Below are 23,364 nucleotides of genomic sequence, written 5' to 3'. Positions count from 1 at the left end.
TAACCGCCGGCTCGCGGATTGTGATGCCAATCAGCACCAGGGTTCCCTTCTGCCAGACCAAGTTCGCGCGAGGCCTTCGCTCACGAGCACATCCCCCACCGAGCGCCCACCACTCGTCACGACAGCAAGCGTGCGGCCATACCGATCCGTTCCCTGGCGATGCACCACGAACTCGCCGCGGCTGAGCAGCGCGCCCAAGCGATCACGAGCTTGTCTCGCTCGTTCCTTTTCGCTCGCGCATTTGCCGTTGATCTCAGGTGTGTCGATGTCCGCGATCCTGATCTTCTCGCCGGCAGACCAGAAGGTATCCCCGTCCACGACACAGTTTTCCCGAACCTTGCCGCACACCCTGAAGGGCTCGCTTGAGTTCAATGCAGCTGCGGGATCAGAGAAGTTGAGCAAGTTCGCGGCGCTAAGCCCAAGCAAAATACCGGCAGCCAAGCCACTCGCCGCGAGCTTCGCCGTCTTCCGCCTCCGCTTGTGCTTCTGCTTGGTCAGCTCAGTGCGGAAGTCGAACTGCTTGGATCCCCATGCCATGCCTGCATAGTAGCGCAGGAGCCTTGCGACCAACAGATATGATCGAACCGAGCTTTGTAGCCCGCGTTGCTCGACCAAGACTTACAAGGGAAAGGAGTGCGAGTCACCAGCACTGAGGAGGCCTAAGCGGTGCCGGATGCACGGTGGGACAGATCCCCGCGCGCCTAAGAGCGACCGCGATTGCGAACATCCTAGCTGAACCGGCCGGTCGACTAGTGACCCAGCACGGACCTTCATTTCCGCAGGTACGATACTGACCGGACGCTCATGCACTCACATTGAGCAAAACTTGCTTCGCGCCCCCCTCAAGTGTCGTACACGGTTCTTTACCGTTCCACGGTATGGCGCCTGTTATGAACGGTGCCTTCCACTCCTACCCTTCCACTGAGAGCGCCCTCAGCGCACGATTTCGTGGCCACCGCGATCGTGACTGGAAAGAGTGGGGAGAGCGACATTACTTCGAGGCGGCAGCTCAGATCCCAGGAGAGGCGACGCGAGCCTGGGTAAGCCGGCAGAAGCTGAACTATCGGGCGATCGCTGATAAGAACGCTCTAGCGCACCTGATCGCCGCTAACGTGGACCAGCCGTTCCTCGAGGCGATCGGGCAGCTTTCGCGGCTCCGGAGGCTGGAGTTGGAGTGGCCGTTCCTCGGGACTGACCTGACGCCGCTTCTCGCCCTCAAGGAGCTTGAGCACCTCAGCATTGACAGCCCTCGTAAGCTGTCCGATTTCTCCCGTCTGCTCGAACTGCCCTCCTTGCGGACTTTGCTAATCACGAACCCCAAGAGGATGCCCAACATCGAATGGCTGAGTGGCGCACACCATCTTGAAGTTATCGGGATCGAGGGTGCCATCGACAGTCTCTACAAGATCGAGAGCTTTGCTCCTCTTGCGGGCCTCAGGTCCCTCCGCGCGGTTCTGTGCGTGTCGACGCGGCTCGCAGATAAGCGCCTCTCGCCCCTCGCTCAATGTCCGCAACTGGAATACCTCAGCATCGCAAGGTGCGCCCCTCGTTCGGAGTTCGAGCTTCTGCGCGCAGCGAGACCAGATCTAGTGTGCAGCTGGTTTGATCCCGAAGCTTGGAGGAAGCCGGTCATCAGGCCAGCTGGCTGATCGGCGCTCCGACAGTGTTATGCCAAGTCGATCATGTACGTCCGCTTTTCACCCAATTGCCGCACGCCGAGCTACCGTTCGCCATCCTGACTACCGGCCATTCGAGCAGTCAGCTTGAGTGGCGGGCCGCTAAGCGGACCTTCCGTCGCGGCGGTTTGCAGCGACCGCCGGCGCGAAGGTCTGAGTGCTTGACCCGTCCGCCGCGTGCTCTGACACCGCTGCGTGCCGCGTCGATTACCTGGGCGGCCGCATGACCTGCACGCTGTCCTAGAGGATGCAGTCCTTCTCGGTCCGTTCGGGCTCCGGCGCTGGATCCATCCTCCGAAAGTGACGTTGCTGGGCTCGCTCGAAGGTGGAAAGCATAGCCAGTTCGGTATTCTACCGCTCCGCGGTAGTGGGATCGATGGTGGTCCTTATCTCGGAAATGCTATTCGCTGGGAAGCCGGCAGTGTCGGCATGCTGCTGGATCAAATCCGCACTAGGCGCGCGGTAGATGCAGTAGATCTTGTCATCGGTGACATAGCTGTGAACCCATTGAACGTCTGGCCCGAGGTCATGCAGCACCGAACACGACTTCTGTGAAGCGCTTCTCAGGTCATCCGGCGTGAGAGAGCCGGCACCCGGCATTTCTCTTTCGATCACGTACTGAGGCATATCACGCACTCCATGCTTAAGCCGTGCTTTGCCGGTACGCTCATGCAGCAGCGGCTTGGACAAGTTCCTCGTACCGATTAGCCAATGCGTTCAATTCCCCCGCTGCATGCCCTTCGAACGATGAGCCATGCATCAGCGCGAGCCGCTTCGGTGTAAGCTCCGCAAGCTTCCGGATCGTCGGCGCGGTGAAGGGGCCGAGGCTTGTGAAATGAAACATCTGTTCTGCGGCGATGGCTGGCCCCACGATCCCTTCGCGGGTGAGGGGCTCCCCATCACCCACGTGGGTAAAGAGGTCGCCGCAAAAGAGCGTCTCGGTGGTCTCTTCGTAGAGGACCTGAGCTTCCCATGCATGAGGCACATGCGGTGTAGCGATCACGCGAACTCGCTTGCCGCCGAGGTCCAGCACCTCGTCCCGTGCCAACGCGCGCGGCGGCCGGTCAGCGAGATCGTTGACTGAGATTTCGCAGCCTAGCTCGCTATAGATCACTTGAGCTTCAGGAGCGGCTTCGAGCCACAAGTTCATTGCCCCACATTCATCTGCTTCGATGTGCCCGAAGCTGATCCAGCGCAGCTGCTCCACGGGCAGTATGATCGAGACCGCGGCGGAAACTGACGGAAACATCGCCCTCGGTCCGCAGTGGAACAGCAGTGGCTCGCGCGCGGTAATCAGGAACTGGTTGAACGTTAGCCCGTCAGGCGGTGCAATACCCGGAACGTAAGTCGACAGCCGGTAGATGCCGTTCGCGATCTCGTCTGCCTTCGTCTCCATAGGATCATCTCCTGATGGGTGTCCGTGTAAGCTACTCCTGAAGAGCGTGAGTAGCAATGTTCGCATAGCAGTCGAAGGTAGCCCCCCGCGGTTGATTTGGCGGTAAGGATCGGCGGGCAGAGCCGAGCGGCCTGGGCGGTTTGGCTTCGAAAGGGATCTGCGCGGGTGAGGACCGCCTTCCCACGACGAGGTATTGACTTCAGGACCCTCATGGATCTCGAGACCGCCCTAGGGCAGGCACTCGTGGATCCAACTAGATGCGCTGCGTACCCTCTCGTCGAGCGTCGCAACACGCTTGTCGACCAATCATCCTGTTTTGCGCCGGATGGGCGCTTCAGCCTTGGCAGAGGAGATCAGAACCAGTCAGTCCGCCACCCCTTCGCCTGCTCTCGTTTCAGCGTCGCAGGCGGCTTCTGTCGTGGGCTCACTACCCCAATTCCGCTGGATCTCGCGGCGGCGGGGATCATTGGGTGACAAGTAACAGTGCGGCAAAGCTGTCACGTTGTAGAGGCCTTCTATCCGCTCGCTGATCCGGCCGAGAGTGACTGTCGCGATTATGGAGCAGATTGCGATTATGGCCAAGGCCAAGGCTGTCAGGAGCTTCCAACCACCCTGAGTTGCCGCACTGCTTGTGGCAAAATCAGCCCGCTGGGATTGGGGCTAATTGTGGACGTCACGCGGGAGCTGTCGCAAATCTCCCTGTGATGTGTTACAATCTGTGCAGCAGCGGTCGGTATTGGAAGCTTCGGTGGAAGCTGGATGATCACACCCCACTTGGTCAGCAGGCGGTCATTCCTCGCGATGACCGCGGCAGCTAGCGCAGTTGCAGCGCAGGCGAGGATAAGCGGAGGTTCGAGTTCGCACCAGCGTCCGAATATCGTCCTGATTACCGCCGATGATTTGGGTTACGGAGATCTCAGCAGCTACGGCCGCGCCGACTATAGAACCCCCGTGCTCGACCAATTGGCGGCACAGGGCACACGCTTCACCCAAGCATACTCAATCGCTCCCATCTGCACTCCCACCCGGGTAGGGCTGATGACTGGCCGGTACCCTGCGCGGCACCCTGTCGGCCTACGTGAGCCGCTGACGCTTTCCGAAGAGGATCGCCAGATCGGCCTAGAACCGTCTCACCCGACCCTCTCTTCACTTCTAAAGGAAGCAGGCTACACGAACGGGCTGTTCGGCAAGTGGCACCTGGGGGTCCGTCCCGGATTTCATCCCAACCGGCATGGGTTCGACGAGTTCTTCGGACCGCTCAGTGGCGTCGTCGATTACACCTCCCATGCCGATCCGCTTGGTAGGCACGATCTCTACCGGAACACCGAACCGGTTCATCCTACCGGATATTTGACTGACCTCATCGCGGAGGAGGCAGTCCGTTTTATCCGTCAAGGCCGTGAACCGTTCTTCCTGAATCACCAGGGCACGGCACCGCATTCGCCCTGGCAAAGGCGCGGTGACGCACCACTTCGCGCCAGCGGTGATGGTCCTTTCGACGTCGGTCCGCCGGACCGGTTCCCTGATATGATGCGGGCGCTGGACGAGGCCGTCGGACGTATTCTATCGGCGCTGGAGGAGACAGGCCTCACTGAGCGAACGCTTGTGATCTTCACCAGCGACAACGGAGGCAAGCAATACTCCAGCATGGGTGGGCTCGCAGGCGGCAAAGGCACTCTGTGGGAGGGCGGGATCCGTGTGCCGGCTTTCGTTAGCTGGCCCGGAAGGGTCCCCGCCGGCGTGACCACAACTCAAGTTGCAAGCACGCTCGACTGGACTGCCACCATTCTCGCGGCGGCCGCAGCATCCCCAAGCCAAGCGCACCCGCTGGATGGGATCGATCTGCTGCCGGCTCTGGATGGTGGTCCTCTCTTGGAGCGCAGCATCTTCTGGCGAACGAGCCAGCGCTCGCAGCAGAAAGCGGTGCGTCATGGCAGCTGGAAATATCTAAGGGTCGGAGACGGCGAGTACCTCTTCGATCTCGCCCTCGACCCTGGGGAGCGGGTGGATCGGAAGGCTGCCGAGCCGGACCGCTTCCGGGCGCTGAAGGCGCAATATGCTAGGTGGGACGAGCAAATGATCTCGCCAAGAGTTGGGCTGGTCCGCTCGTAGATCGCACCATGCTAGGGCGCTGAGTCTCGAACGGGTGGAATGTCCGCGGTGGGTCGGCTCCCGACAGTCCGCTTTCCCGCGCTGTAAGCCATAGAGCTGCCGTTCCGCTTGCGGCCCAGAACCAGTCGTGAGTGTTGACTCTCTATGCGTGAATGCCGGCGTCAGCCGCTGCAATAAACTCTCGGAGCTCCGCAGCCCGTCCATCCAGGACTAACTGTTGCGCCGTCTGCCCGCTGAAGCCGGCCACTGGTTCTTTCTCGAACCACTGCTGCGCGAGCTCTGACGATCCGAACCGTGCCTTCATTATGGCCAGAATCCCCGCTGCGTCGCCTGTGGTGTTGTCCATAGTTGCAGCTATGCTCCAGTCGAGCTTCTGATGAAAGCCGATCTAGAGTCTGGCCGATCATGCATCTGGTGAGAGCGGTACGCCAAGCCCGCCGGGTAGTCGCTCCAATCCTCGGTTCAGGGCCGCGGCAGAAGAATTTCCCAATGATTTGAGTGCCCATTTTTGTCGCCTGTGGGGCACCATCGCCTCCATGCTTCGGCCCGAGCGGGCTACTCCATCACCACCACGTCCTCTGCCAGCCGCTCCACTTCCGTGGGCGAGTGGCTGACGAGCAGGATCGGCAGGCCCAATTCGTCGCGGATGCGTTCGATCAGGCGCAGGATCTCCTCGCCGCGTGCCGCGTCCAGCGAGGTGAGCGGCTCGTCGAGCAGGAGGAAGCGGGGCGCGGCCAGCAAGGCCCGGCCGATGGCGACTCGCTTGGCCTCGCCGCCCGAGAGAGTGGCGGGATAGCGCTCTGCGAGGTGGGCGATGCCGAGGAACTCGAGCGCTTCGGCATGGCGCATCCAGTGGGATTCGCGGCGCTCGCCATAAGCCAGATTGGCGGCAACGGTCATGTGCGGGAACAGGCGCAGATCCTGGAACACGTAGCCGGCCCGGCGCCGCTCCGGCGCAAGGTCGGTTGCGGATGCACTGTCGAACAGCGTTTCGTCGCCGATGCGGATGTGCCCGTCGAGCGGGCGGCGCAGCCCGGCGATGCAGTGGAGCAGGGTGGTCTTGCCCGCGCCCGATGGGCCGGTGACGGCGACCAGCTTCGCCGTGCTGGCGATGGCGCATTCACGCTCGCGCTCCCCGGCCTGGTACCGGACTGCGATGTCAAAGGACATGGGCGCGCCTGCCGTGCGAGCGGCGCACGAGCATCTCGGAGGCGAGCAGCGCCGCGACCGAGAGCAGCACCGAGATGATCGCCAGCCTGGTCACCGCCGCTTCGCCGCCGGGCAGTTGCAAGCCGGAATAGATCGCCAGCGGCAGGGTGCGGGTCTCGCCCGGGATGTTGGACGCGAACGTGATCGTCGCCCCGAACTCGCCCAGCGAGCGGGCGAAGCCGAGCATCGTGCCGGCGAGGATCCCTGGCAGGCTGAGCGGCAGGGTGATCGTCAGGAACGCGCGCCACGGCGTCGCACCGAGGGTGCGGGCCGCGCCGACCAGCCGCCGGTCCACCGCCTCGATCGACAGGCGCATCGCGCGGACCATCAGCGGCAGGGCCATGACCGCGGCGGCAAGCGCGGCCCCGGTCCAGCGGAACACCAGCACGAGGCCGAAAGTCCTGTCCAGCCAGGCGCCGATCGGGCCGGTGCGGCCGAACAGGATCAGCAGCAGCCAGCCGGTCACCACCGGCGGCACGACCAGCGGCAGGTGAACGGCTGCGTCGAGGAGGATGCGGCCGGGGAAGCTTCGGCGGGCGAGCAGCCAGGCGAGCGCATAAGCCGGCGGCAGGGTCAGCGCGACCGCCACCAGGCTGACCTTGAGCGAGAGCGCGATGATCGCCCACTCGGCAGGGTTGGGCCAGGCGCTCATGGCGCGGTGAAGCCGTGGCGGCGGAGGATCGCCTGGCCTTCGGGTGAGAGCAGGAAGGCACGGAAGGCGGCGGCATCGGGGTAGTCTGTGCCCGCCACGAGGGCGATCAGGTAGCGGATCGGCGGGTGGGACGCTTCGGGCAGTTCGGCCACGACAGCCACGTCCGAGGCGGCGTCGGCATCGCTGGCGTAGACCAGCCCGAGCGGCGCTTCGCCCCGTTGCACCAGTGCGAGCGCGGCGCGGACGTTCTCGCTGGCACTGATGTTGCCTTCGGCGGCTGCCCACAGGCCCAGGCTTTCAAGAGCCGCCTTGCCGTAACGCCCCGCCGGAACGCTCGCCGGGTCGGCGAGGGCCAGTGGACCGGCGCCGAGCGCCGCCGCAAAGGCTTGCGGCTCCAGCGGCAGCGGTTTCGCCTGGGCCGAGGGCGCGACCAGGGCCAGCCGGTTGCCGGCCATGGTTGAGCGGCTCGCCGGATCGATCCGCCCGGCGCGCTCGAGCTCATCCATCCACTGTGCGTCCGCCGAGACGAACAGGTCGGCCGGAGCCCCCTGCAGCACCTGGCGGGCGAGCGAAGGCGTGCCGGCGAAGGACGTGACCGGGCGCGGATGGCCCTGCGCCTCCCAGGCATCCGCCGCCGCCTCGATCGCTTCCTGCATGCTGGACGGCGCCAGGACCAAGGGACCGCGATCCTCCTCCGCCGGTTCGCAGGCGGCGAGGCCGAGCAGGGCCAGAAGCATCAGCGCAGCGGGGATCAGTCGGAAGGACATGGCGCAGGCTATATCTAGCGGTATACAGCTGGTCCAGCGCCCGTCGCCCAGGAGATCCGCCATCGTCACGCTCAAGCTCAAGGTCCAGCTCTACTGCGGGGACGAGATCGCCATGGGCCCGGGCAAGGCGGCGATGCTGGAGGCGATCGCGGAAACCGGCTCGATCTCCGCTGCCGCCCGCACCTTGGGTATGAGCTACCGCCGGGCATGGCTGCTGGTCGACACGATGAATCGCTGCTTCGCCGCGCCGCTGGTCGAAACGACCGCGGGGGCGGGCGCGCGGGTCACCGAGGCGGGAAGGGCGGCCCTAACGGACTACCGTGCTTTAGCGGAGCGTGTGGAAGCCGCCGCAGCGGGTGCGGCTTTCGAGCGGCTGCAAGCGGCAATTCGAACACAGCCAGTCTTAAATTCCTCCCCGGGACGGGGAGGTGGCAGCCGCGCAAGCGGCTGACGGTGGGGGCGAGGCCTGGTGCAACCGGGCCGGGCCCCCTCCACCACCGCCTGCGGCGGCGGTCCCCCTCCCCGTGCCGGGGAGGATCTTAGGGCGCGATCAGCACCTTGCACTGGCTGGTGCGGCGCTTGAGGCTCTCGAAGATCTCCGGCGTGTCGGCCAGGGTGATCGTGTCGGTGACCAGCAGGCGCGGCTCCATCGCTCCGGCGTCCAGCGCGTCGAGCGCGGCTTCGTATTCCTGGCGGGTGAAGAACGCGCTGGTGACCAGCCGCACTTCCTTCGAGAGCATCGCGAAGCTGTTGAAGGTGTCGGGCTTGGTGCACAGGCCGAGCAGAAGGATGGTTCCGCGCGGCTTCACCTGGTCGACCGCCTGCGCAATCAGGCCGGGCAGGCCGACACATTCGAACACGATGTCGGCTTTGCCGCCCAGCCCGCGCTCGGCGCTGCCGACCGGGTCGGCGGGATCGACCACAAACACGTCCGCGCCCATGTCCAGCGCGCGTTGTTCCTGAAAGTCGGCGATGTCCTGCACCGCGACTTTCGCCGCGCCCATGCGCCTGGCCCAGAAGGCGACCGCCAGGCCGATCGGGCCGGCGCCGAGGATCAGCACCTTGTCGCCGGCCTTCATGCCCGACAGGTTCACTCCGTGCAGCGCCACGGCCAGCGGCTCGATGATTGCGCCGTCGGCTATCGAAACGTCGGTGGGCAATCTGACGCATTGGTTGGGACGTGTGACGGCATATTCGGCATAGCCGCCGCCCTGCAGGCCGAACTGCGTGCACCATTGCACCTCGCCCTTGCGGCAGCTTTCGCACGCGCCGCAGCTCACCAGCGGGATCACCGAGACAAGGTCGCCGGTCTTCAGCCCTTCGACTTTGCTGCCGAGGCCGACCACTTCGCCGGCGAACTCGTGGCCGAGGATGTCGCCGTGCTTGCAGCCGTAGGCCGGGTCCTCGGTCATGTGCAGGTCGGAGCCGCAGATGCCGCAGCGGCCGACTTTGACCACCACTTCGCTTGTCCCCGGCGTCGGGTCGGGCAGCGCCTCGAAGGCGAGCGGCTGGTGCAGACCCTGGAAAGTGACGGCGCGCATCATTCCTTCCCGATCACCAGCACCGGCTTGACCACTTCGCCGCTCTCGCTGGCGGCGATGGCTTCATTGATCTGCTCGAACGGGAACGTGCGGATGAGCTTCTCGTAAGGGAACCGCCCGGCGAGGTGATGCTCGATCAGCTCGCAGAGGAACGGGCCGACGTCGCTGTCGCCGCCGAGAATGCCCATCACTGTGCGCCCGCCGCCCATGAACTGCGATTCGTTGAACTTGAGCATGGCGGAAGGATCCGACGCGCCCACGATGCCGCAGATGCCCTTGGGCGCCAGCAGGCCCCAGGCGTCCTCGATCACCGAGTTGATCCCCGTGGTGTCGAACACGTAGCCGAGGCCTTGCGGGCACAGCTCGCGGATCTTGCCCGGTGCGTCGTCCTTCGCGTTGAAGGCGTGCGTGGCGCCGAGCTCCTTCGCCAGGGCGAGCCGGCCGTCGTTCACGTCGACCGCGATGATCGGGTTCGCGCCGGCGATCTTGGCGGCCATGATGGCGGCAATGCCGACCGTGCCGGCGCCGAACACGGCGATCGGCAGCCCGGCGCGCACTTCCATGCTGCGCAGGACAGCGCCGGCGCCGGTCATCAGGCCGCAGCCGATCGGAGCAAGCCGTTCCAGCGGGATGTCGGCCGCACTGTCCGGCACTTTCACCACGTTGCGCTGGTGCGCGATGGCGTGGGTGGCGAACGAGGACTGGCCGAAGAAGTTGGCGTTCATCGGCTCGCCGGCCAGGGTCATCGTCGGCGAACCGTCGGCCCGCTTGCCCGACCAGTTGTGCGGGAAGAAGTTGTAGCAATAGGTCGGCGCGTCGATGGCGCAGCTCGGGCAGTCGCCGCAGCTGTTGAAGCTCATCACCACCCGGTCGCCGGGCTTCGCTGCGGTGACGGCGCTGCCGATCGCCTCGACGATCCCGGCGCCTTCGTGGCCAAGAACCACCGGCAGCGGCACCGGCAACTGCTCGTCACGCACGGCCAGGTCCGTGTGGCAAATGCCGCAGGCGACGACGCGCACGAGCAGTTCGTCCGGCGCGAGATCGGCCAGTTCGACCTGTTCGATGGTGAAAGGCTGTTCGTGGCCGCGGCAGATCGCCGCCTGTGCGTTGGTGGTCATTCGGTTATCCTATGGGCTTGATCGGGCCGAGCTGCATGCCGCCGTCGATCATCACGTGGGCGCCGGTCATGTAGCTGCCTGCGTCGGACGCAAGCAAGAGGGCCAAGGGCTTGATCTGGTGGGTTTCCGCCATGCGCCCGACGGGGACCAGCTCGTCCCACGCCTTCTTGGCGGCCGGGTTCTTCTTGACCCAGCCGTCGCCGATGTTGGTGACGAAAGGCCCGGGAGCGATGGCGTTGACGCGAATCCCGTAGGCCGCGAGCTCGTAAGCCGCGTGGCGCATGAAGTGCTTCACGCCGGCTTTCGCGGCCATGTAGGGCACGCCGACGATCGCCTCGTTGACCTCGGCCGCGTTGGAGCTGGTGATGACGATCGACCCGCCACGGCGATGATCGTTGCGCTCGTGCGCCTTCATCACCCGGGCGGCTTCGCGCACCGTGTGGAACACGCCGGTCAGGTTGATGCCGATCGACTTGTACCAGCGCTGCGGATCGTAGACGTCGATCTGCCCTTCCGGGTTGCGGTCCCCCTCAGGCGTCCAGAACCCCCCGCCGACGTCGAGCCCAGCATTGGCGAACGCGATGTCGCACCCGCCGTAGGCGGCGACGTGATTGTCGAAGGCGGCAGCGACCTGATCCAGCTGGGACACGTCGCACACGTCCCAGCGTGCTTCGTAGCCTTCATCGACCAGCCGCTTCGCCTCCCGCTCGGCGCCTTCGGCGTCGATGTCCGTGAGCGTGACCCGCGCCCCGGCTTCGGCCATGCATTCGGCGTAAGCCAGGCCGATCCCGCTCGCCGCGCCGGTGACCAGCGCGGAGCGGCCCTTGATGTCGAACTGATCGAGTGTCTTCGGCCCTGCCATTCATCCTCCTCTTGTGAACATGCCCACCGGCGTGTGTGGCGCGGAAAGGCTCAGGCGGCTGCCGGCTCCAGCCCGCGCCGCGCCAGCGCGGCGGGTGCGGTTTCCTTCAGGCCCATCGACACGAACCCGCTGATCACCGCCAGGACCATCAGCAGCCACAGGAACGTGTCCCTGCCGAACGCGTCGTTCAGCGCGCCCGCCAGGGTCGGCCCGAACACGCCGCCGAGAACCTCGCAGCTCCCCATGGCCAGGCCCAGCACCGTCGCATGGTGGCGTGCGCTGAAGGTTTCGGAGGGGATCGTAGCCATGAAGATCGGGAAGATCCCGTTCACCGCCCAGCCCACGAAGATGATCGGGATCAGGACCACGCCATAACCGGCGATCGCCAACCACGAGAACGGCGCGACGCCGAACCCGTCGAACGCGCCGGGGTCGAGGAACAGGACGCCGAGCGGCCCGACGATCGACAGGAACGGCAGGACCACCATCACCGGCTTGCGCCCGATCCGGTCCGACAGGCCGGAGACCAGGAAGGAATAAAGCGCGGCGGCGATGCCGAGCGAGCCCACGACCCAGCTCATCGAGCTTTCGTCCAGACCGCGCTCCTGCACTAGGAAGATCGGCATGAAGGCCCAGGTAATCACGAAATGGGCGACCATCAGCACGCCGACGACAACGCAGATCCACATGTTGCGGACCTTCAGCGCGTCGAGGATGCTCAGCTTGTCGTCCTTTTCCGCTGCCGTCAGCGCCGGTGCCGGCACGGGTTCCCTCAGCATGAGCCAGATCAGCGCCGCGCTGACCAGGCCGGGCACGGCGGCGAGGTAGAACGCCTCCCGCCAGCTGAAGGCGGTGGCGAAGGCGACCAGCACGACCGGCGCGGCAAAGCTGCCGAGCAGGTTGGAGCCGAGGTTCTGCGCCACGCCTTGCGCCAGTCCGCGCCGGGCCGGGTTCACCTCGCTCGCCACCATCGCGTGGCTGATCGGCATCACGCCGCCTTCAGCCGCACCCATCAGCAGGCGCGCGGCGAACAGGAACACGAAGCTCGTCGCCAGGCCGGAGATGAAGGAGCAGACCGAGAAGGCGATCGTGGCGATGATCAGCAGCAGCTTGCGCTTGCCGATCGTGTCCGACAGCTTGCCGACGAAGAACGCGGCGATGGCCCAGCTGAAGCTGAGCCCGCTCGCCAGCAGGCCGATCTGCGTGCCCGAAAGCTGCAGGTCCGGCTGCACGAAGGGCATCAGTGCGTTGAGCGCCTGCCGATCGAAAAAGACGATCCCGAAGTTCAGGCTCAGCAGGAACACCAGCAGCGTCTGGTATCCGGGCGAGTTCGTCATCCAGTTGGCCTGCGGCGGCTGGCCGACAGGCGTTGTTGCGGGTGCAGTAGCCATCGAGATCGGTCTTTCAGATGAAGGAGCGGACGGGCTCGGTGCCGTCCCAGTCGAGCGAAGCGCGCCAGAAGCGGGTGAAAGTCTCGTCCATGCCGCGTGTCACCGGCAGAAGCTCGATGAAGCCCCATTGCGGCCCGCTGCCGTTGTCGAGGTAGACCACTTCGCCCCCGGTCGGCACCGCGGCGCGGAACGCTTCCTGATAGCCGCGAGCCTGGTACTCCCGGCTGGCGGCGTTCACATCTGCGCAGGCCATCCCGAAGTGGTGGAAGCCGTAGCCGCGGTGCCGGATTGTCTCGCGGTAGACGGACGGGTTATCGTCAAGCGGCTGGATCAGTTCGATCAGCATGTGCCCGGCGAAGCCCATGGCGATGGTAATGTCGGCGCGCGATTCCTCGCCGCGGTAGGTCTGGCCCGGCACCAGGAAGTGCTCGAGCACGAAAAAGGGCCCTGCTTTGCAGTTGGTTACCCAGTGATCGATCGCCGCCCGCAGGTCTTCCACCACGAACGCGGTTTGCGCAATCCCACCCATCGGCTGGCCATAGCCGAGCTCGTTTGCCATTCATCTTCTCCCGGTGCCGGCCGCGCCGGTCTTGCGCCATCGCTCGCCAATCGGCGCGACAAAGTCAATCTGTTGTCGGGGCGGCCTTGCCTTTCCCTCCACCGTCATGCTGAACTTGATTCAGCATCCATCCTGCCCTCACGAACGGACGGCGCGTGCGGAGAGATGGACCCTGAAACAAGTTCAGGGTGACGGGCTATGGTCTGGGGACCATTTTCGGGTAAGCCTTGCGGCGAGAGGAGCAAGAATATGGCCACCCAGCTGGAGCGCGAGTTCAAGTGCAGCGAAGCGGAATGGACGGCGCGGCTGGAGCTCGCCGCCTGCTACCGCATCTTCGACATGCTCGGCTGGAGCGAGTCGATCTACAACCACATCAGCGTGCGCGTGCCGGACGAGGAAGGCGCCTTCCTGCTCAACCCTTACGGCCTGCTCTGGTCGGAAGTGACCGCATCGAACCTGGTGAAGATCGATATCGACGGAAACAAGCTCGACGGCAGCACTTTCCCGGTCAACAAGGCGGGCTTCACGCAGCACAGCTACTTCCACCGGCATCTCGATTGGGCCCACGCCATCGTCCACACGCATACGCCGGACACGATGGCGGTCTGCTGCACCGAGGAAGGGCTGACGCCGACCAACTTCTATTCCTGCTTCTTCGAAGGCTGCATCGGATACCACGACTTCGAGGGCATCACCGTGCGTGCCGAGGAAGGCGAGCGGCTGCTGCGCAACCTCGGCAACGGGCGCCAGGTGCTGATGCTGCGCAACCACGGTCCGGTGGTGCTGGGGCGCACGCTGCCGGAGATGTTCTTCCTCTACTACATGCTCCAGCGCGCTTGCGAGATCCAGGTGAAGACCCGTGCCGCCGGAACGCCGATCGTGGTGCCGGAAGAGGTGATCGCGCAGCACCAGCGGGACCGTGAATCGGTCGCCCTGCCGGGCGGCTTCGGCAAGGCGGACTTCGAGGCCTGGGTGCGCAAGCTCGATAAGGTAGATCGGAGCTGGCGCGACTGAGGGCCGGGCCTTCTGGAGAACTGCGCCGAAAGCGGCTAACGGCAGCGAACGATGACCGCGATGATCGTCAACCAGCGGCCCGTGCGCTTCCAGATGGACCCGGCCACGCCGCTCCTGTGGGCGCTGCGCGACGCGGCCAATCTGACCGGCACGAAGTATGGCTGCGGCGTCGGCGATTGCGGGGCCTGCATGGTGCTGGTGGACGGGGAGGCGCTGCGCAGTTGCCTCGTCACGATCGGCGAGGCGGAGGGGCGCAGCATCGTCACCATAGAGGGGCTCAGCCGGGACCGTTCGCACCCGGTGCAGCAGGCGCTGGTGGCCGAACAGGCGATCCAGTGCGGCTTCTGCACGCCGGGCATTGCCATGGCCGCCGCCGGCCTGCTGGCGAAGAACCCCGCTCCCGGTGAGGGAGAGATCAGGCAGGCGATCCCCAACTTGTGCCGCTGCGGCGTCTATCCCCGGCTGGTCCGCGCCATCCAGCGGGCGGGACGGGTGGGCGCGCGGCGGGAACGGATCAGCGCCGCGCCCGCTCCCGGCATCAGTGCGGAGGATGCGGCGGCAGCGGTTCCTGCGCTGCGCTCCGCCGGTAACGACGAGGAGGAACGATGAAGGCCACGATCTGGCACAACCCGAACTGCAGCAAGTCCCGCGCCGCTCTCGAGACTTTGCAGGCGCGTCCCGGCATCGAGCTGGAGGTGGTGCAGTACCTCAAGGCCCCGCCGAGCCGCGACAAGCTGGCGCAGCTTTACCGGGACGCGGGGATCAGCCCGCGCGAGGGCCTGCGGCTGCAGGGCACCGATGCGCGGGAGCGGGGTCTCACCGAAGCCGACGACGACACCGTGCTCGACGCGATGGCAGCCGATCCGAAACTGATCGAGCGGCCGCTGGTTGAGACCGACAAGGGTGTGCGCCTGTGCCGCCCGCCGGAGCGGATCGGCGAAATCCTTTGATGCGCCGTCACTTGCTAGGCGTGGCCATATCTGCAAATGCGCGCAGCCGACCGTCGCCCCTTTCGGGGCATCGCAAAGGGCCCGGACTCTATGGATGCTAACGAGCTTGCCGAAGACCGCAGCGGCGCAAGGCTCAAGCGGAAGGTCGCCCTGGCTCTCGGGCCCGCCGGCGTGTTCTTCCGCGGCTTCCTGGAGCATCCCCGGATGGTCGGCTCGATCATCCCGTCCTCCCGGGCGACGATCGAGAAGATGCTCGCCCCGGTAAGGTGGGACGAATGCAAGCTGTTCGTCGAGTACGGCCCCGGCGTGGGGACCTTCTGCCGCCCGGTGCTCGACCGCCTGCCGCGCGACGGCGCGCTGGTCGTCATCGACACCAACCCGCTCTACATCGACTACCTCAAGCACACGATCGGCGACAGCCGCTTCCACCCGGTGCTCGGCTCGGCCGAGGATGTCGAGGCGATCGTCGCGGCACTGGGGCATGAGAAAGCCGATTACGTCCTCTCCGGCCTGCCCTTCTCGACCCTGCCCGACGGGGTTGGCCCGGCCATCGCCGCGGCGACTTACCGCGTGGTCCGCCAGGGTGGAGCGTTTCTGACCTACCAGTTCAGCGCCGTCGCCCGCGATCTCACCGCACGGCACTTCAAGCGCATCGAGACCGGCTTCGCCTGGCTGAACGTGCCGCCCTGCCTGCTTTGCTGGGGCTGGAAGGACTGAACGGCGCTAAGAATCCTCCCCCCTTGGGGGAGGTGGCGCCGGCCGCAGGCCGGTGACGGAGGGGGCTTGGCCTGGACGAACGGATGAGCCGGGCCACGCCCCCTCCGTCAGCCGCTTCGCGGCTGCCACCTCCCCCAGAGGGGGAGGATTTAGCTCACACGTCGAATTCCAGCTCGCGCGGTTCGGCGCCGCTGGCCAACTGCCCATGGATCGACACCAGTATGCCGCACAGCAGCACGGCCGTGAGCGCTCCGACCACGCCCGACAGCAGCCCGAGCACGAGCGCGGTTCCGCCCGCCGGCTGCGAGCCGGCAACGAACCCGAACGCGCCGAACACGATGAACAGCAGCAGGCTGATGACCATGTAGGCGACGAACAGCAGGGCGAAGAAGGCGAAGATCGCCCCGGCTCGCGGTTTGGTGAGGCGCCATGACCGCCGCAGCGCCGCGACAGGTCCGAGCCGTTCGAGAACGATCGCCGGCAGCGTCAGGCAGAAGCGCACCATGACGTAGAAGATGATGACGATGAGCACGGAGGACATGATCGCCCCCAGGCCCGCTGCGGCGCTCTCGCTCGCCATGCCGAACAATGCCGCGACCAGACCGACGACAAGGCCGAAAATCAGGGTAGCAGCCAGGTAGCCGACCGCGAAAAGCAGCACCGCGCCGAGCAGCGCCGGCAGCCCCTTGATCCCGCGAACGATCGACTGGCCCACGGTCGGCCGGCCATTTCCGATCAGCGCGACCATCGCCATGTAGCCGACCATCTGCAGCAGCAAGGCGGCCAGCCCCGCGATCGGGAGCTGCGGCATCATCGCCAGCATCTGCCCCTCGACCGCGTCCGGGTCTGCTGTGACCGACATCATCGTCAGGATCTCGGGAAAGGCGACGTAGAACAGGACCGAGGGCAGCAACATGAAGACCCCGGCGATCAGCGCCAGGAGCTGGAAGTTCCTGCGTACCAGCGCCAGCGCCTGGGACCAGGTCCGGTTCATGTCGAATTGCATGGGTGCATTCCCTTCTCGCGGGCCTTGATAAACGGGCGCCGCCCCGGCACGCAATCGGGGCGATGAACGAACAGCCCATAGAATGGCGGCGCGACTATGCCCAGGTGCCTTACCGCACCGCGCTGGCCGAGCAGGAGTCGCGCAACGCGGCGATCGCCGCCGGCGAGGCACGTGAGCTCGTCTGGCTGCTGGAGCATCCGCCGGTCTACACCGCGGGCACAAGCGCGGCGCTGGCCGAACTGCTCGATCCGCGCTTCGAGGTGGTCGAGACGGGGCGGGGCGGGCGCTACACTTACCACGGCCCCGGCCAGCGCGTCGGCTATGTCCTGCTGAACCTCGCCGCGCGCGGGCGCGACGTGCGGCGCTTCGTCCATTCGCTCGAAGGCTGGGTGATCGCCACGCTCGGCGATTTCGGCGTCGAGAGCTGGCGGGCCGAAGGGCGCATCGGCATATGGACGCGCGACATCGACGGCACCGAAGCGAAGATCGGCGCTATCGGCGTGCGCATCCGCCGGTGGGTGACGATGCACGGGTTTGCCGTGAATCTCGCTCCGGACTTGTCCCATTTCGGCGGCATCGTGCCCTGCGGCATCGCCGAGTACGGCGTCACCAGCCTTGCGAGGCTGGGGATCGAGGTTGCGCCGGAGGAGTGGGATGAGGCATTGGAGCGCCGCGCCGGCGAATTCATCGCCGCGCTGACCGCTACGGAGTGACGAGCTTGGCCCTGACGCGTTTCCTTGCCCCTCTCGTGCCGCTGGCGCTGCTCGCTGCGTGCGGCGACGAGCCCGCAGCGGACGGCGACGGGCGCTCGGCTTCGGGCCAGGTCCTCGAAGGCACGATCAGCGACGACATGCTGCCGCTGGACAAGCTCCAGTCGGAACCGCCCCTGCTCGCGCCGGAATTGGCGCCATCGCGCGACGGTGCCCGCGGCGAGGCAGGCGAAGCAGGCGCGGCGGGCGGCACGCCTGACGAAGCCGAGCCCGCCGGTGACGAACCGGCAGAGGCCGAGGCAAGCCAGCCGGAGCCCGAGGACGAGCCGGCGGCGGGATAGCCCACACCCTCCGTTCGTCCTGAGCCCGTCGAAGGACGCGAGGCCGAGCGCGTGGTTCGACAAGCTCACCACGAACGGACACGGGAACCTGGTTCCGAGACACAGATCCGTTCGTCCTGAGCTTGTCGAAGGACGGGAGGTTGCGCGCATCGTGGTTCGACAGGCTCACCACGAACGGACATGGGGCTCTTTAGATCGGATGATACGCACCGTTCGTCCCGAGCCCGTCGAAGGACGCGAGGCCGGGCGCCTCGTGGTTCGACAAGCTCACTACGAACGGATCGGGGGGTAGCGATCCCAAAGAACCAAACCCGTTCGTCCTGAGCGTGTCGAAGGACGCTCTAGCCCAGCCCCGCCAGCAGCTTGCGGGCTTGCTCCAGGTGCGGCTGGTCGAGCATGCGTCCTTCGAGCGAGAGCGCGCCCGTGCCGGGGGAGGCGGCGAAGGCCTCGACGATGCGGCGCGCTTCGGCGATTTCCTCCTCGCCAGGCATGAAGGCGGCGTTGATCACCGGCACTTGCGCGGGGTGGATCGCCAGCATGCCGGCGAAGCCGTCCGCGTAGCTCTCCCTCGCGACGCGGTTAAGGCCCTCCACATCGCGGAAATCGGCATGGAGCGTGTCGATCGGCAGGACGCTGCAGGCGTGCGCGGTCAGCAGGACTTGCGCGCGGACCATGCGGAAGACGTCGGTCCAGCGGCCGGCGCTGTCGCGCTTGCGGCTCGCGCCGATGGCCGCCGAGAGGTCCTCCGCGCCCCAGGTGAGCCCCGCCAGCCGTGGGAGCGAAGCGGCCGCGTATGAAGCGATACCGACCGCGGCGGCGGGCGTCTCGCTGACCAGGGGCAGGAGCCTGGTGCTGCCGGCGGCCAGGCCGTGGCGCTGTTCGAGCTCGCCAATCTCCGCCGCGAGCGCCTGAAGCTGATCGGGGCCGCTGGCCTTCGGCACCATGATCCCGTCGGGAGCGCCGGGCATGACCGCCGCGAGGTCCTCGCGCCAGAGCGCAGTGTCCAGGGCGTTGATGCGCACCCAGCGCCGGCTTGCGCTTGCCCGGTTCCCGGCGAGCCACTCGCAAGCGAGCGGCCGGGCGGCGGCCTTGGCCTGCGGGGCGACCGCATCCTCCAGATCGACGATCACCACGTCGGCGCCGCACTCCGCCACCTTGCCCAGCTTCTTCTCGCTGTCGCCGGGTACGAAAAGCCAGGATCGCATCGGCATCGTTCCGCCTCCCTTTCGTTTCCCTATAGCCAATGCCGCCGCCGCCGCTAGACGCACCTCCGATGAATCCCTCGGCCCCTCCCGCGCCGCGGCACCGGTTCCTGCCGCTCGCCGCGCTGCTGATCGGCAACGCCGCGCTGGCGCTCGGCCCGTGGCTGGTGCGGCTGGCCGATACCGGCCCGGTCTCCGCCGGCTTCTGGCGCCTGACATTGGCCCTGCCGTTCCTGCTGCTGCTCGCCCGGCGGGAAGGGCCTCCGGCGGTGCCGATGACGCGGGCGATGATGCTGACGGTCATCGCTGGCGGGGTGTTCTTCGCACTCGACTTGGCCGCCTGGCACGTCGGCATCGGCTACACCCGGCTCGGCAATGCCGCGCTGTTCGGCAATTCGGGCAGCGTGATCCTGATGATCTGGGGCTTCATCGCCTGGCGCCGCTGGCCCCGCCCGAAGGAGGGGCTGGCGATCTTCGCCGCGTTGACCGGGGCCGCGATCCTGCTCGGCCGCAGCTTCGAGGTTTCGGCGCAGACCCTGCAGGGGGACTTGTTCTGCCTTCTCGCGGGCCTGTTCTACGCCGGGTACCTGATCATCCTGAAAGACGCGCGCCGCGGGCTCGGCAGCTGGCGACTGCTCAGCTGGGCTACCGCCGCCGGCGTGCCGGTGCTGCTGGCAGCGGCGCTGCTGGCCGGGGAGCCGGTCTGGCCGCAGAGCTGGGGGCCGGTCGTCGCGCTCGCTTTCTCGAGCCAGCTCGTCGGGCAGGGCCTGCTGGTCTACGCCATGCGGCACTTCACGCCGCTGGCCATCGGCCTCGCGCTGCTCAGCCAGCCGGCGATCGCCGCCCTGGCCGGGTGGCTGGCGTTCGGCGAGACGCTGGGAGCGATCGACGTCGCCGGGATGCTGCTGCTCGGCATGGCCCTGGTCATTGCCCGGGTGGCGCGCGAGTCGACGCCCGCCGCACCCGCTGTTAATCCGGTCCTGACCAGTGGGAGACGTGACGAGTGACCAAGCGCCTCATGACGATGATCGCCGGCCTCGCCGTCGCTGGATGCACCGCGGCAGGCGAGCTCCCGCCACCGCCGGCTGCCGGCACCGCGCAAACGATCGCGGCGCCCACGCCGGCCGAAGCGAATGCCGCCTTCGAGAAGCTCGGCGCGGCCTACATCGACATCGTCACCGCGATGAACCCGGTCGCCGCCACGCAGATGGGCGATCACGCGCACGACGGCGAACTGCCGGCGATCGACGGCGCCGCCCGCACCCGTCAGGCAATGATGGACCGCGAGCTGCTGCAGGCGCTGGCAGCGATCGATCCGGCGCTGCTGACGCGCGACAACCAGGTCGACTACGCGCTCCTCAAGAACGCCGTCGAATACGATCTGTGGGATGTCGAGACGCTGCAGACCTGGGCGTGGAACCCGCAATATTACAACGATATCGCCTCCCAGGCGCTGTACTCGCTCGTGGCGCGTGACTTCGCCCCCTGGCCGGAGCGCTTCCGGCACATCGTGGAACGGATGGAGAAGCTGCCGGCGTTCCTGGCGGAAGCGCGCGTGCAGCTCGATCCGGCGCGCGTGCCGAAGGTCCACGCGGAAACGGTCGCGCGGCAGAACGCCGGCATCATGGAGATCGTCGATGCCGCGCTGCTGCCGGAGGTGGAGCGCAGCGATGTCGACCGCACGCGCTTCGACGCGGCTCTGAGCAATCTCAAGGCAGCGCTCGCCGAGCACCAGAACTGGCTCGACAATGTGCTGGTGCCCAATGCTCGCGGCGAATTCCGTCTCGGCACCGAGCTCTACGACACCAAGATGCGGTTCGCGCTGATGAGCCCGATGACCAGGCCCGAGCTGAAGGCCCAAGCCGAAGCGGCCTTTGCGGAGGCGCGCTCCGAAATGGAGCGCCTCGCCCGCACGTTTCCCGATTGCGACAACGGCAGCCAACAGCAGGCGATCGAATGCGCGCTGGCCAAGAGCTATGCCAAGCGCGCCACGCGCGAGACGCTCGAGCAGACTGCGCGCGAGACGCTCGCCCAGGCCACCGCGTTCACCGCGGAAAAGGGCTTCGTGGGCATGCCGGAAGGCCCCGTGCAGGTGATCACGATGCCGAAGTTCTGGCAGGGCAACGCGGTGGCTTACGACGACGCGCCGGGCCCGCTCGAGCAGGACTTGCCGAACTACTACGCCGTCTCGCCGATCCCCGAGGACTGGACGGACGAGCAGGCGGAAAGCTTCCTCACCGAATACAACCTCTACATGCTGCACGATCTCTCGATCCACGAAGGCGTGCCGGGGCATTACCTCCAGCTCGATCACTCGCGGCGCAACGACAACCTGCTGCGCGCGGTGCTGATGAGCGGTCCCTTCGTTGAAGGCTGGGCGGTCTATGCCGAGCGGGTGATGGCGGAGCAGGGCTATCTCGGCGGCGAGCAGAGCGTGGACGGCAAGCTGTTCGCCCTGACGATGCTCAAGATGCGATTGCGGTCGATCACCAACACGCTGCTGGACATCGGCATTCACACCGAAGGCATGACCCGCGAACAGGCGATGACGCTGATGATGGAGGGCGCCTTCCAGCAGGAGCGCGAGGCCGCCGGCAAGTGGACCCGCGCGAATCTCTCCTCCGTCCAGTTGCTGAGCTACTTCACGGGGTACGAAGAGCACATGGCGCTGCGGCGCGAGGCGATGGAGCGCTGGGGCACGTCGTTCGACTTACGCCGCTACCACGACACGGCGCTGAGCTTCGGTTCCCCGCCGGTGAAGTATGTACGGGCTCTGATGTTCGACCTGCCGGTCGAGTGAGGCCCTATCGCGCGAACTTCGTCGTGAAGCTGGCGTAGCGCGCTTCGGCGAGCTGCAGCTCAGGGCCCTGCAGGTGCACGCGGGCCTGCTCGATCAGCGCTTCGCCCTGCTGTTTCAGCTCGGCCCTGCGGGTCTCATCCTGCAGGGTCGTCGCGGCGTCGGCCAGAGCGTCGAACATCACCATGGCGGCGATTCGGTTGGTCGCAACGGCGCTGCGGATCGCGCCGAACCCGCGGGCCACGAAGTGCCGGTAATCGTCGTCGAGCGGGATCACGAGCGCGGCGTCCAGCATGACCTCGCGGTCGAGCCGCAGGCGCAAGTCGCGCTCGCCCAGCCGGGCCGTGGCCGCGCCAAGCCAGTGCAGCGCGGTGATGGCGGTGAACGGATCGTTGATCCCGGGCGAAAGGGCGCGCAGCCCGATCTCGACCAGTTCGTCGATCAGGAACTGCAGGTCCTGGTGCGGCGTGCGTGCGCTGCCGAGGGCGAGGCAATTGCGGATCGTGTCGGCCGGCGGCTCGGCATCGCTGGTGCCGTCATCGGGGCACCAGTAGGCGATCGGGACCGAAGGGTGGACGAAATCGCCGGTCCGCACGGCCATGACGATCCGCCCGCCGTGCTTCTTCGCCACCGTGTGCAGCCGGGCGAAGTCCAGCACTTCGATATAGCCCGCTCCGAGCGCGCACACCGCCACGCCTTTGCCGTGCTCCGGGAGGCGCACACCGCTGTTGGGTTCGGGATAAGTCTTGTCGATTCCCTGCAGCAGCCGCAGCCCGATGTCCTTGAGCACGCTGTTGATGCGGATCGACGCGGGGATGTGGTTGAGGAAGTAGACCAGCACCGCGACCGCCAGGCCCATCAGCAGGTAAGCGGTCAGCAGCGAGATCTGCGGCACGAAGTCGGCCTGTTGCACCGCGCTGCCGGCTGCCGCGGCCGCCTGTCCGTCGCCCTGCCGCACCGCCCGCAGGATGGTGAAGGCATAGACGAATGTGCCCATGAAGGTGCCGAGGCTCAGCTGGTTGCCCCGGTCCTCCATGAAGTTGTTGAGCAGGCGCGGGCCGTAGCTGCCGCTGGCATAGACCACCGCCGCGATGGTGATCGAGAACACCGTCGCCGCCACGCCCATCATCGACACGGCCATCGCGTTGAGCATCGTGCTCGCGCTTTCGGCATTGGCTGGGCGCAAGATCAGATGGTCCTGCAGCCAGCCTTGCGGGGTGCGGCCGTCGATCCACAGGGTCAGCGTAGCCAGCGCCAGCGAACCCGCGACGAACAGCGCCGGGTAGAACCAGTAGCTGGCGTTGACATCCTGCCAAAGCGCCCGAAGGCGTGTGAACATGGTCG

The 23,364-nt window shown here is 66.4% G+C and carries 27 protein-coding genes; 12 read left to right on the top strand and 15 right to left on the bottom strand.

The genetic code is table 11. The features are described from left to right. Window positions 1–30 precede the first annotated feature (30 nt). Window positions 31–615, bottom strand: coding sequence for a thermonuclease family protein (locus GRI75_RS09370; RefSeq protein ID WP_328597957.1), 585 nt, complete (start codon window positions 613–615; stop codon window positions 31–33). Between the two features lie 34 nt (window positions 616–649). On the opposite strand from GRI75_RS09370, the gene GRI75_RS14820 reads away from it, so the two are divergent. Together GRI75_RS14820 and GRI75_RS09365 are read left to right on the top strand one after the other, a co-directional pair. Further along, window positions 650–736, top strand: a complete 87-nt coding sequence (locus GRI75_RS14820; RefSeq protein WP_407925141.1) for a hypothetical protein — start codon at window positions 650–652, stop codon at window positions 734–736. A 154-nt stretch (window positions 737–890) separates the two neighbouring features. Beyond that, window positions 891–1,649 carry a leucine-rich repeat domain-containing protein gene (locus GRI75_RS09365; RefSeq protein ID WP_160746690.1) on the top strand — a complete coding sequence of 253 codons (759 nt, stop codon included), beginning with the start codon at window positions 891–893 and terminating at the stop codon, window positions 1,647–1,649. 378 nt (window positions 1,650–2,027) lie between these two features. Here the strand turns inward: GRI75_RS09365 and GRI75_RS09360 are convergent, their stop codons facing one another. Together GRI75_RS09360 and GRI75_RS09355 are read right to left on the bottom strand one after the other, a co-directional pair. Next, entirely contained in the window at window positions 2,028–2,303 is a 276-nt protein-coding gene (locus GRI75_RS09360) for a DUF4242 domain-containing protein (protein ID WP_160746689.1), read from the bottom strand. A 40-nt stretch (window positions 2,304–2,343) separates the two neighbouring features. Then, the gene (locus GRI75_RS09355; protein ID WP_160746688.1) at window positions 2,344–3,072 is read right to left on the bottom strand and encodes an oxygen-binding di-iron domain-containing protein; all 729 of its coding nucleotides are present in this window, start codon (window positions 3,070–3,072) and stop codon (window positions 2,344–2,346) included. 759 nt (window positions 3,073–3,831) lie between these two features. Between GRI75_RS09355 and GRI75_RS09350 the strand changes: the two genes are divergently transcribed. Beyond that, the gene (locus GRI75_RS09350; RefSeq protein WP_160746687.1) at window positions 3,832–5,184 is read left to right on the top strand and encodes a sulfatase-like hydrolase/transferase; all 1,353 of its coding nucleotides are present in this window, start codon (window positions 3,832–3,834) and stop codon (window positions 5,182–5,184) included. Between the two features lie 142 nt (window positions 5,185–5,326). On the opposite strand, the gene GRI75_RS09345 is transcribed toward GRI75_RS09350, so the two are convergent. The 4 genes from GRI75_RS09345 to modA form a co-directional block, all read right to left on the bottom strand. Then, window positions 5,327–5,530 (bottom strand): hypothetical protein, encoded by a 204-nt coding sequence (locus tag GRI75_RS09345; protein ID WP_160746686.1) that lies wholly within the window; start codon window positions 5,528–5,530, stop codon window positions 5,327–5,329. A 209-nt stretch (window positions 5,531–5,739) separates the two neighbouring features. Further along, entirely contained in the window at window positions 5,740–6,354 is a 615-nt protein-coding gene (locus GRI75_RS09340; protein ID WP_160746685.1) for an ATP-binding cassette domain-containing protein, read from the bottom strand. Next, window positions 6,344–7,045: a molybdate ABC transporter permease subunit gene (modB, locus tag GRI75_RS09335; protein ID WP_160746684.1), complete on the bottom strand. Its 702-nt coding sequence runs from the start codon at window positions 7,043–7,045 to the stop codon at window positions 6,344–6,346. The genes GRI75_RS09340 and modB overlap by 11 nt, the downstream gene beginning before the upstream one ends. Then, window positions 7,042–7,812: a molybdate ABC transporter substrate-binding protein gene (gene modA / locus GRI75_RS09330; protein WP_160746683.1), complete on the bottom strand. Its 771-nt coding sequence runs from the start codon at window positions 7,810–7,812 to the stop codon at window positions 7,042–7,044. The genes modB and modA overlap by 4 nt, the downstream gene beginning before the upstream one ends. A 112-nt stretch (window positions 7,813–7,924) precedes the next feature. Between modA and GRI75_RS09325 the strand changes: the two genes are divergently transcribed. Continuing rightward, window positions 7,925–8,263, top strand: a complete 339-nt coding sequence (locus GRI75_RS09325; protein WP_235911448.1) for a winged helix-turn-helix domain-containing protein — start codon at window positions 7,925–7,927, stop codon at window positions 8,261–8,263. 88 nt (window positions 8,264–8,351) lie between these two features. Here GRI75_RS09325 and GRI75_RS09320 read toward each other — a convergent pair whose 3' ends face one another. From GRI75_RS09320 to GRI75_RS09300, 5 genes are read right to left on the bottom strand one after another with little or no spacing between them, the layout of a single operon-like run. Continuing rightward, entirely contained in the window at window positions 8,352–9,356 is a 1,005-nt protein-coding gene (locus tag GRI75_RS09320; RefSeq protein ID WP_235911429.1) for an alcohol dehydrogenase catalytic domain-containing protein, read from the bottom strand. Beyond that, on the bottom strand, window positions 9,353–10,471 hold the full coding sequence (locus GRI75_RS09315) for an NAD(P)-dependent alcohol dehydrogenase (protein ID WP_160746681.1): 1,119 nt from the start codon (window positions 10,469–10,471) through the stop codon (window positions 9,353–9,355). The genes GRI75_RS09320 and GRI75_RS09315 overlap by 4 nt, the downstream gene beginning before the upstream one ends. 4 nt (window positions 10,472–10,475) lie before the next feature. Beyond that, the gene (locus GRI75_RS09310) at window positions 10,476–11,333 is read right to left on the bottom strand and encodes an SDR family NAD(P)-dependent oxidoreductase (protein ID WP_160746680.1); all 858 of its coding nucleotides are present in this window, start codon (window positions 11,331–11,333) and stop codon (window positions 10,476–10,478) included. Window positions 11,334–11,383: 50 nt separating this feature from the next. Next, complete coding sequence (locus GRI75_RS09305) at window positions 11,384–12,724, bottom strand: MFS transporter (protein WP_235911428.1); 1,341 nt, start codon at window positions 12,722–12,724, stop codon at window positions 11,384–11,386. 13 nt (window positions 12,725–12,737) lie between these two features. Next, window positions 12,738–13,283 (bottom strand): VOC family protein, encoded by a 546-nt coding sequence (locus GRI75_RS09300; protein ID WP_160746679.1) that lies wholly within the window; start codon window positions 13,281–13,283, stop codon window positions 12,738–12,740. A gap of 249 nt (window positions 13,284–13,532) precedes the next feature. On the opposite strand from GRI75_RS09300, the gene GRI75_RS09295 reads away from it, so the two are divergent. The 4 genes from GRI75_RS09295 (at window position 13,533) to GRI75_RS09280 (ending at window position 15,964) form a co-directional block, all read left to right on the top strand. Further along, window positions 13,533–14,297, top strand: coding sequence for a class II aldolase/adducin family protein (locus GRI75_RS09295; RefSeq protein ID WP_160746678.1), 765 nt, complete (start codon window positions 13,533–13,535; stop codon window positions 14,295–14,297). A 51-nt stretch (window positions 14,298–14,348) separates the two neighbouring features. Further along, window positions 14,349–14,906 carry a (2Fe-2S)-binding protein gene (locus GRI75_RS09290; RefSeq protein WP_160746677.1) on the top strand — a complete coding sequence of 186 codons (558 nt, stop codon included), beginning with the start codon at window positions 14,349–14,351 and terminating at the stop codon, window positions 14,904–14,906. Next, window positions 14,903–15,247: an arsenate reductase (glutaredoxin) gene (gene arsC, locus GRI75_RS09285; protein WP_160746676.1), complete on the top strand. Its 345-nt coding sequence runs from the start codon at window positions 14,903–14,905 to the stop codon at window positions 15,245–15,247. The genes GRI75_RS09290 and arsC overlap by 4 nt, the downstream gene beginning before the upstream one ends. A 90-nt stretch (window positions 15,248–15,337) precedes the next feature. Next, complete coding sequence (locus GRI75_RS09280; RefSeq protein ID WP_160746675.1) at window positions 15,338–15,964, top strand: class I SAM-dependent methyltransferase; 627 nt, start codon at window positions 15,338–15,340, stop codon at window positions 15,962–15,964. Window positions 15,965–16,118: 154 nt separating this feature from the next. Here GRI75_RS09280 and GRI75_RS09275 read toward each other — a convergent pair whose 3' ends face one another. Next, window positions 16,119–16,970: a glycerophosphoryl diester phosphodiesterase membrane domain-containing protein gene (locus tag GRI75_RS09275; RefSeq protein WP_160746674.1), complete on the bottom strand. Its 852-nt coding sequence runs from the start codon at window positions 16,968–16,970 to the stop codon at window positions 16,119–16,121. A gap of 62 nt (window positions 16,971–17,032) precedes the next feature. Between GRI75_RS09275 and lipB the strand changes: the two genes are divergently transcribed. Then, window positions 17,033–17,683 (top strand): lipoyl(octanoyl) transferase LipB, encoded by a 651-nt coding sequence (lipB, locus tag GRI75_RS09270; RefSeq protein ID WP_160746673.1) that lies wholly within the window; start codon window positions 17,033–17,035, stop codon window positions 17,681–17,683. 5 nt (window positions 17,684–17,688) lie between these two features. Then, the gene (locus GRI75_RS09265; protein WP_160746672.1) at window positions 17,689–18,021 is read left to right on the top strand and encodes a hypothetical protein; all 333 of its coding nucleotides are present in this window, start codon (window positions 17,689–17,691) and stop codon (window positions 18,019–18,021) included. 341 nt (window positions 18,022–18,362) lie between these two features. On the opposite strand, the gene GRI75_RS09260 is transcribed toward GRI75_RS09265, so the two are convergent. Next, window positions 18,363–19,232 carry an HpcH/HpaI aldolase/citrate lyase family protein gene (locus GRI75_RS09260; RefSeq protein ID WP_160746671.1) on the bottom strand — a complete coding sequence of 290 codons (870 nt, stop codon included), beginning with the start codon at window positions 19,230–19,232 and terminating at the stop codon, window positions 18,363–18,365. A gap of 62 nt (window positions 19,233–19,294) precedes the next feature. Here GRI75_RS09260 and GRI75_RS09255 point away from each other — a divergent pair, with 62 nt between their 5' ends. Beyond that, window positions 19,295–20,230: a DMT family transporter gene (locus GRI75_RS09255; RefSeq protein ID WP_160746670.1), complete on the top strand. Its 936-nt coding sequence runs from the start codon at window positions 19,295–19,297 to the stop codon at window positions 20,228–20,230. After that, on the top strand, window positions 20,227–22,023 hold the full coding sequence (locus GRI75_RS09250) for a DUF885 domain-containing protein (RefSeq protein WP_202389669.1): 1,797 nt from the start codon (window positions 20,227–20,229) through the stop codon (window positions 22,021–22,023). Before GRI75_RS09255 ends, GRI75_RS09250 begins: the two co-directional genes overlap by 4 nt. Before the next feature lie 4 nt (window positions 22,024–22,027). On the opposite strand, the gene GRI75_RS09245 is transcribed toward GRI75_RS09250, so the two are convergent. Next, window positions 22,028–23,359 carry a DUF2254 domain-containing protein gene (locus tag GRI75_RS09245; protein ID WP_160746669.1) on the bottom strand — a complete coding sequence of 444 codons (1,332 nt, stop codon included), beginning with the start codon at window positions 23,357–23,359 and terminating at the stop codon, window positions 22,028–22,030. Window positions 23,360–23,364 lie beyond the last annotated feature (5 nt).

Source organism: Croceibacterium soli, from assembly GCF_009828065.1.
GTDB classification, from domain to species: domain Bacteria; phylum Pseudomonadota; class Alphaproteobacteria; order Sphingomonadales; family Sphingomonadaceae; genus Croceibacterium_B; species Croceibacterium_B soli.
The sequence above is the reverse complement of the archived record's forward strand: the minus strand, read 5'-3'. Positions and strand labels throughout refer to the sequence as shown.

Bases quoted from the DNA above. Each gene is read 5' to 3' on its own strand.
- GRI75_RS09365 (WP_160746690.1), top strand. From the start codon at position 891: ATGAACGGTGCCTTCCACTCCTACCCTTCCACTGAGAGCGCCCTCAGC.
- GRI75_RS09360 (WP_160746689.1), bottom strand. From the start codon at position 2,303: ATGCCTCAGTACGTGATCGAAAGAGAAATGCCGGGTGCCGGCTCTCTC.
- GRI75_RS09355 (WP_160746688.1), bottom strand. From the start codon at position 3,072: ATGGAGACGAAGGCAGACGAGATCGCGAACGGCATCTACCGGCTGTCG.
- GRI75_RS09350 (WP_160746687.1), top strand. From the start codon at position 3,832: ATGATCACACCCCACTTGGTCAGCAGGCGGTCATTCCTCGCGATGACC.
- GRI75_RS09345 (WP_160746686.1), bottom strand. From the start codon at position 5,530: ATGGACAACACCACAGGCGACGCAGCGGGGATTCTGGCCATAATGAAG.
- GRI75_RS09340 (WP_160746685.1), bottom strand. From the start codon at position 6,354: ATGTCCTTTGACATCGCAGTCCGGTACCAGGCCGGGGAGCGCGAGCGT.
- modB (WP_160746684.1), bottom strand. From the start codon at position 7,045: ATGAGCGCCTGGCCCAACCCTGCCGAGTGGGCGATCATCGCGCTCTCG.
- modA (WP_160746683.1), bottom strand. From the start codon at position 7,812: ATGTCCTTCCGACTGATCCCCGCTGCGCTGATGCTTCTGGCCCTGCTC.
- GRI75_RS09325 (WP_235911448.1), top strand. From the start codon at position 7,925: ATGGGCCCGGGCAAGGCGGCGATGCTGGAGGCGATCGCGGAAACCGGC.
- GRI75_RS09320 (WP_235911429.1), bottom strand. From the start codon at position 9,356: ATGATGCGCGCCGTCACTTTCCAGGGTCTGCACCAGCCGCTCGCCTTC.
- GRI75_RS09315 (WP_160746681.1), bottom strand. From the start codon at position 10,471: ATGACCACCAACGCACAGGCGGCGATCTGCCGCGGCCACGAACAGCCT.
- GRI75_RS09310 (WP_160746680.1), bottom strand. From the start codon at position 11,333: ATGGCAGGGCCGAAGACACTCGATCAGTTCGACATCAAGGGCCGCTCC.
- GRI75_RS09305 (WP_235911428.1), bottom strand. From the start codon at position 12,724: ATGGCTACTGCACCCGCAACAACGCCTGTCGGCCAGCCGCCGCAGGCC.
- GRI75_RS09300 (WP_160746679.1), bottom strand. From the start codon at position 13,283: ATGGCAAACGAGCTCGGCTATGGCCAGCCGATGGGTGGGATTGCGCAA.
- GRI75_RS09295 (WP_160746678.1), top strand. From the start codon at position 13,533: ATGGCCACCCAGCTGGAGCGCGAGTTCAAGTGCAGCGAAGCGGAATGG.
- GRI75_RS09290 (WP_160746677.1), top strand. From the start codon at position 14,349: ATGACCGCGATGATCGTCAACCAGCGGCCCGTGCGCTTCCAGATGGAC.
- arsC (WP_160746676.1), top strand. From the start codon at position 14,903: ATGAAGGCCACGATCTGGCACAACCCGAACTGCAGCAAGTCCCGCGCC.
- GRI75_RS09280 (WP_160746675.1), top strand. From the start codon at position 15,338: ATGGATGCTAACGAGCTTGCCGAAGACCGCAGCGGCGCAAGGCTCAAG.
- GRI75_RS09275 (WP_160746674.1), bottom strand. From the start codon at position 16,970: ATGCAATTCGACATGAACCGGACCTGGTCCCAGGCGCTGGCGCTGGTA.
- lipB (WP_160746673.1), top strand. From the start codon at position 17,033: ATGAACGAACAGCCCATAGAATGGCGGCGCGACTATGCCCAGGTGCCT.
- GRI75_RS09260 (WP_160746671.1), bottom strand. From the start codon at position 19,232: ATGCCGATGCGATCCTGGCTTTTCGTACCCGGCGACAGCGAGAAGAAG.
- GRI75_RS09255 (WP_160746670.1), top strand. From the start codon at position 19,295: ATGAATCCCTCGGCCCCTCCCGCGCCGCGGCACCGGTTCCTGCCGCTC.
- GRI75_RS09245 (WP_160746669.1), bottom strand. From the start codon at position 23,359: ATGTTCACACGCCTTCGGGCGCTTTGGCAGGATGTCAACGCCAGCTAC.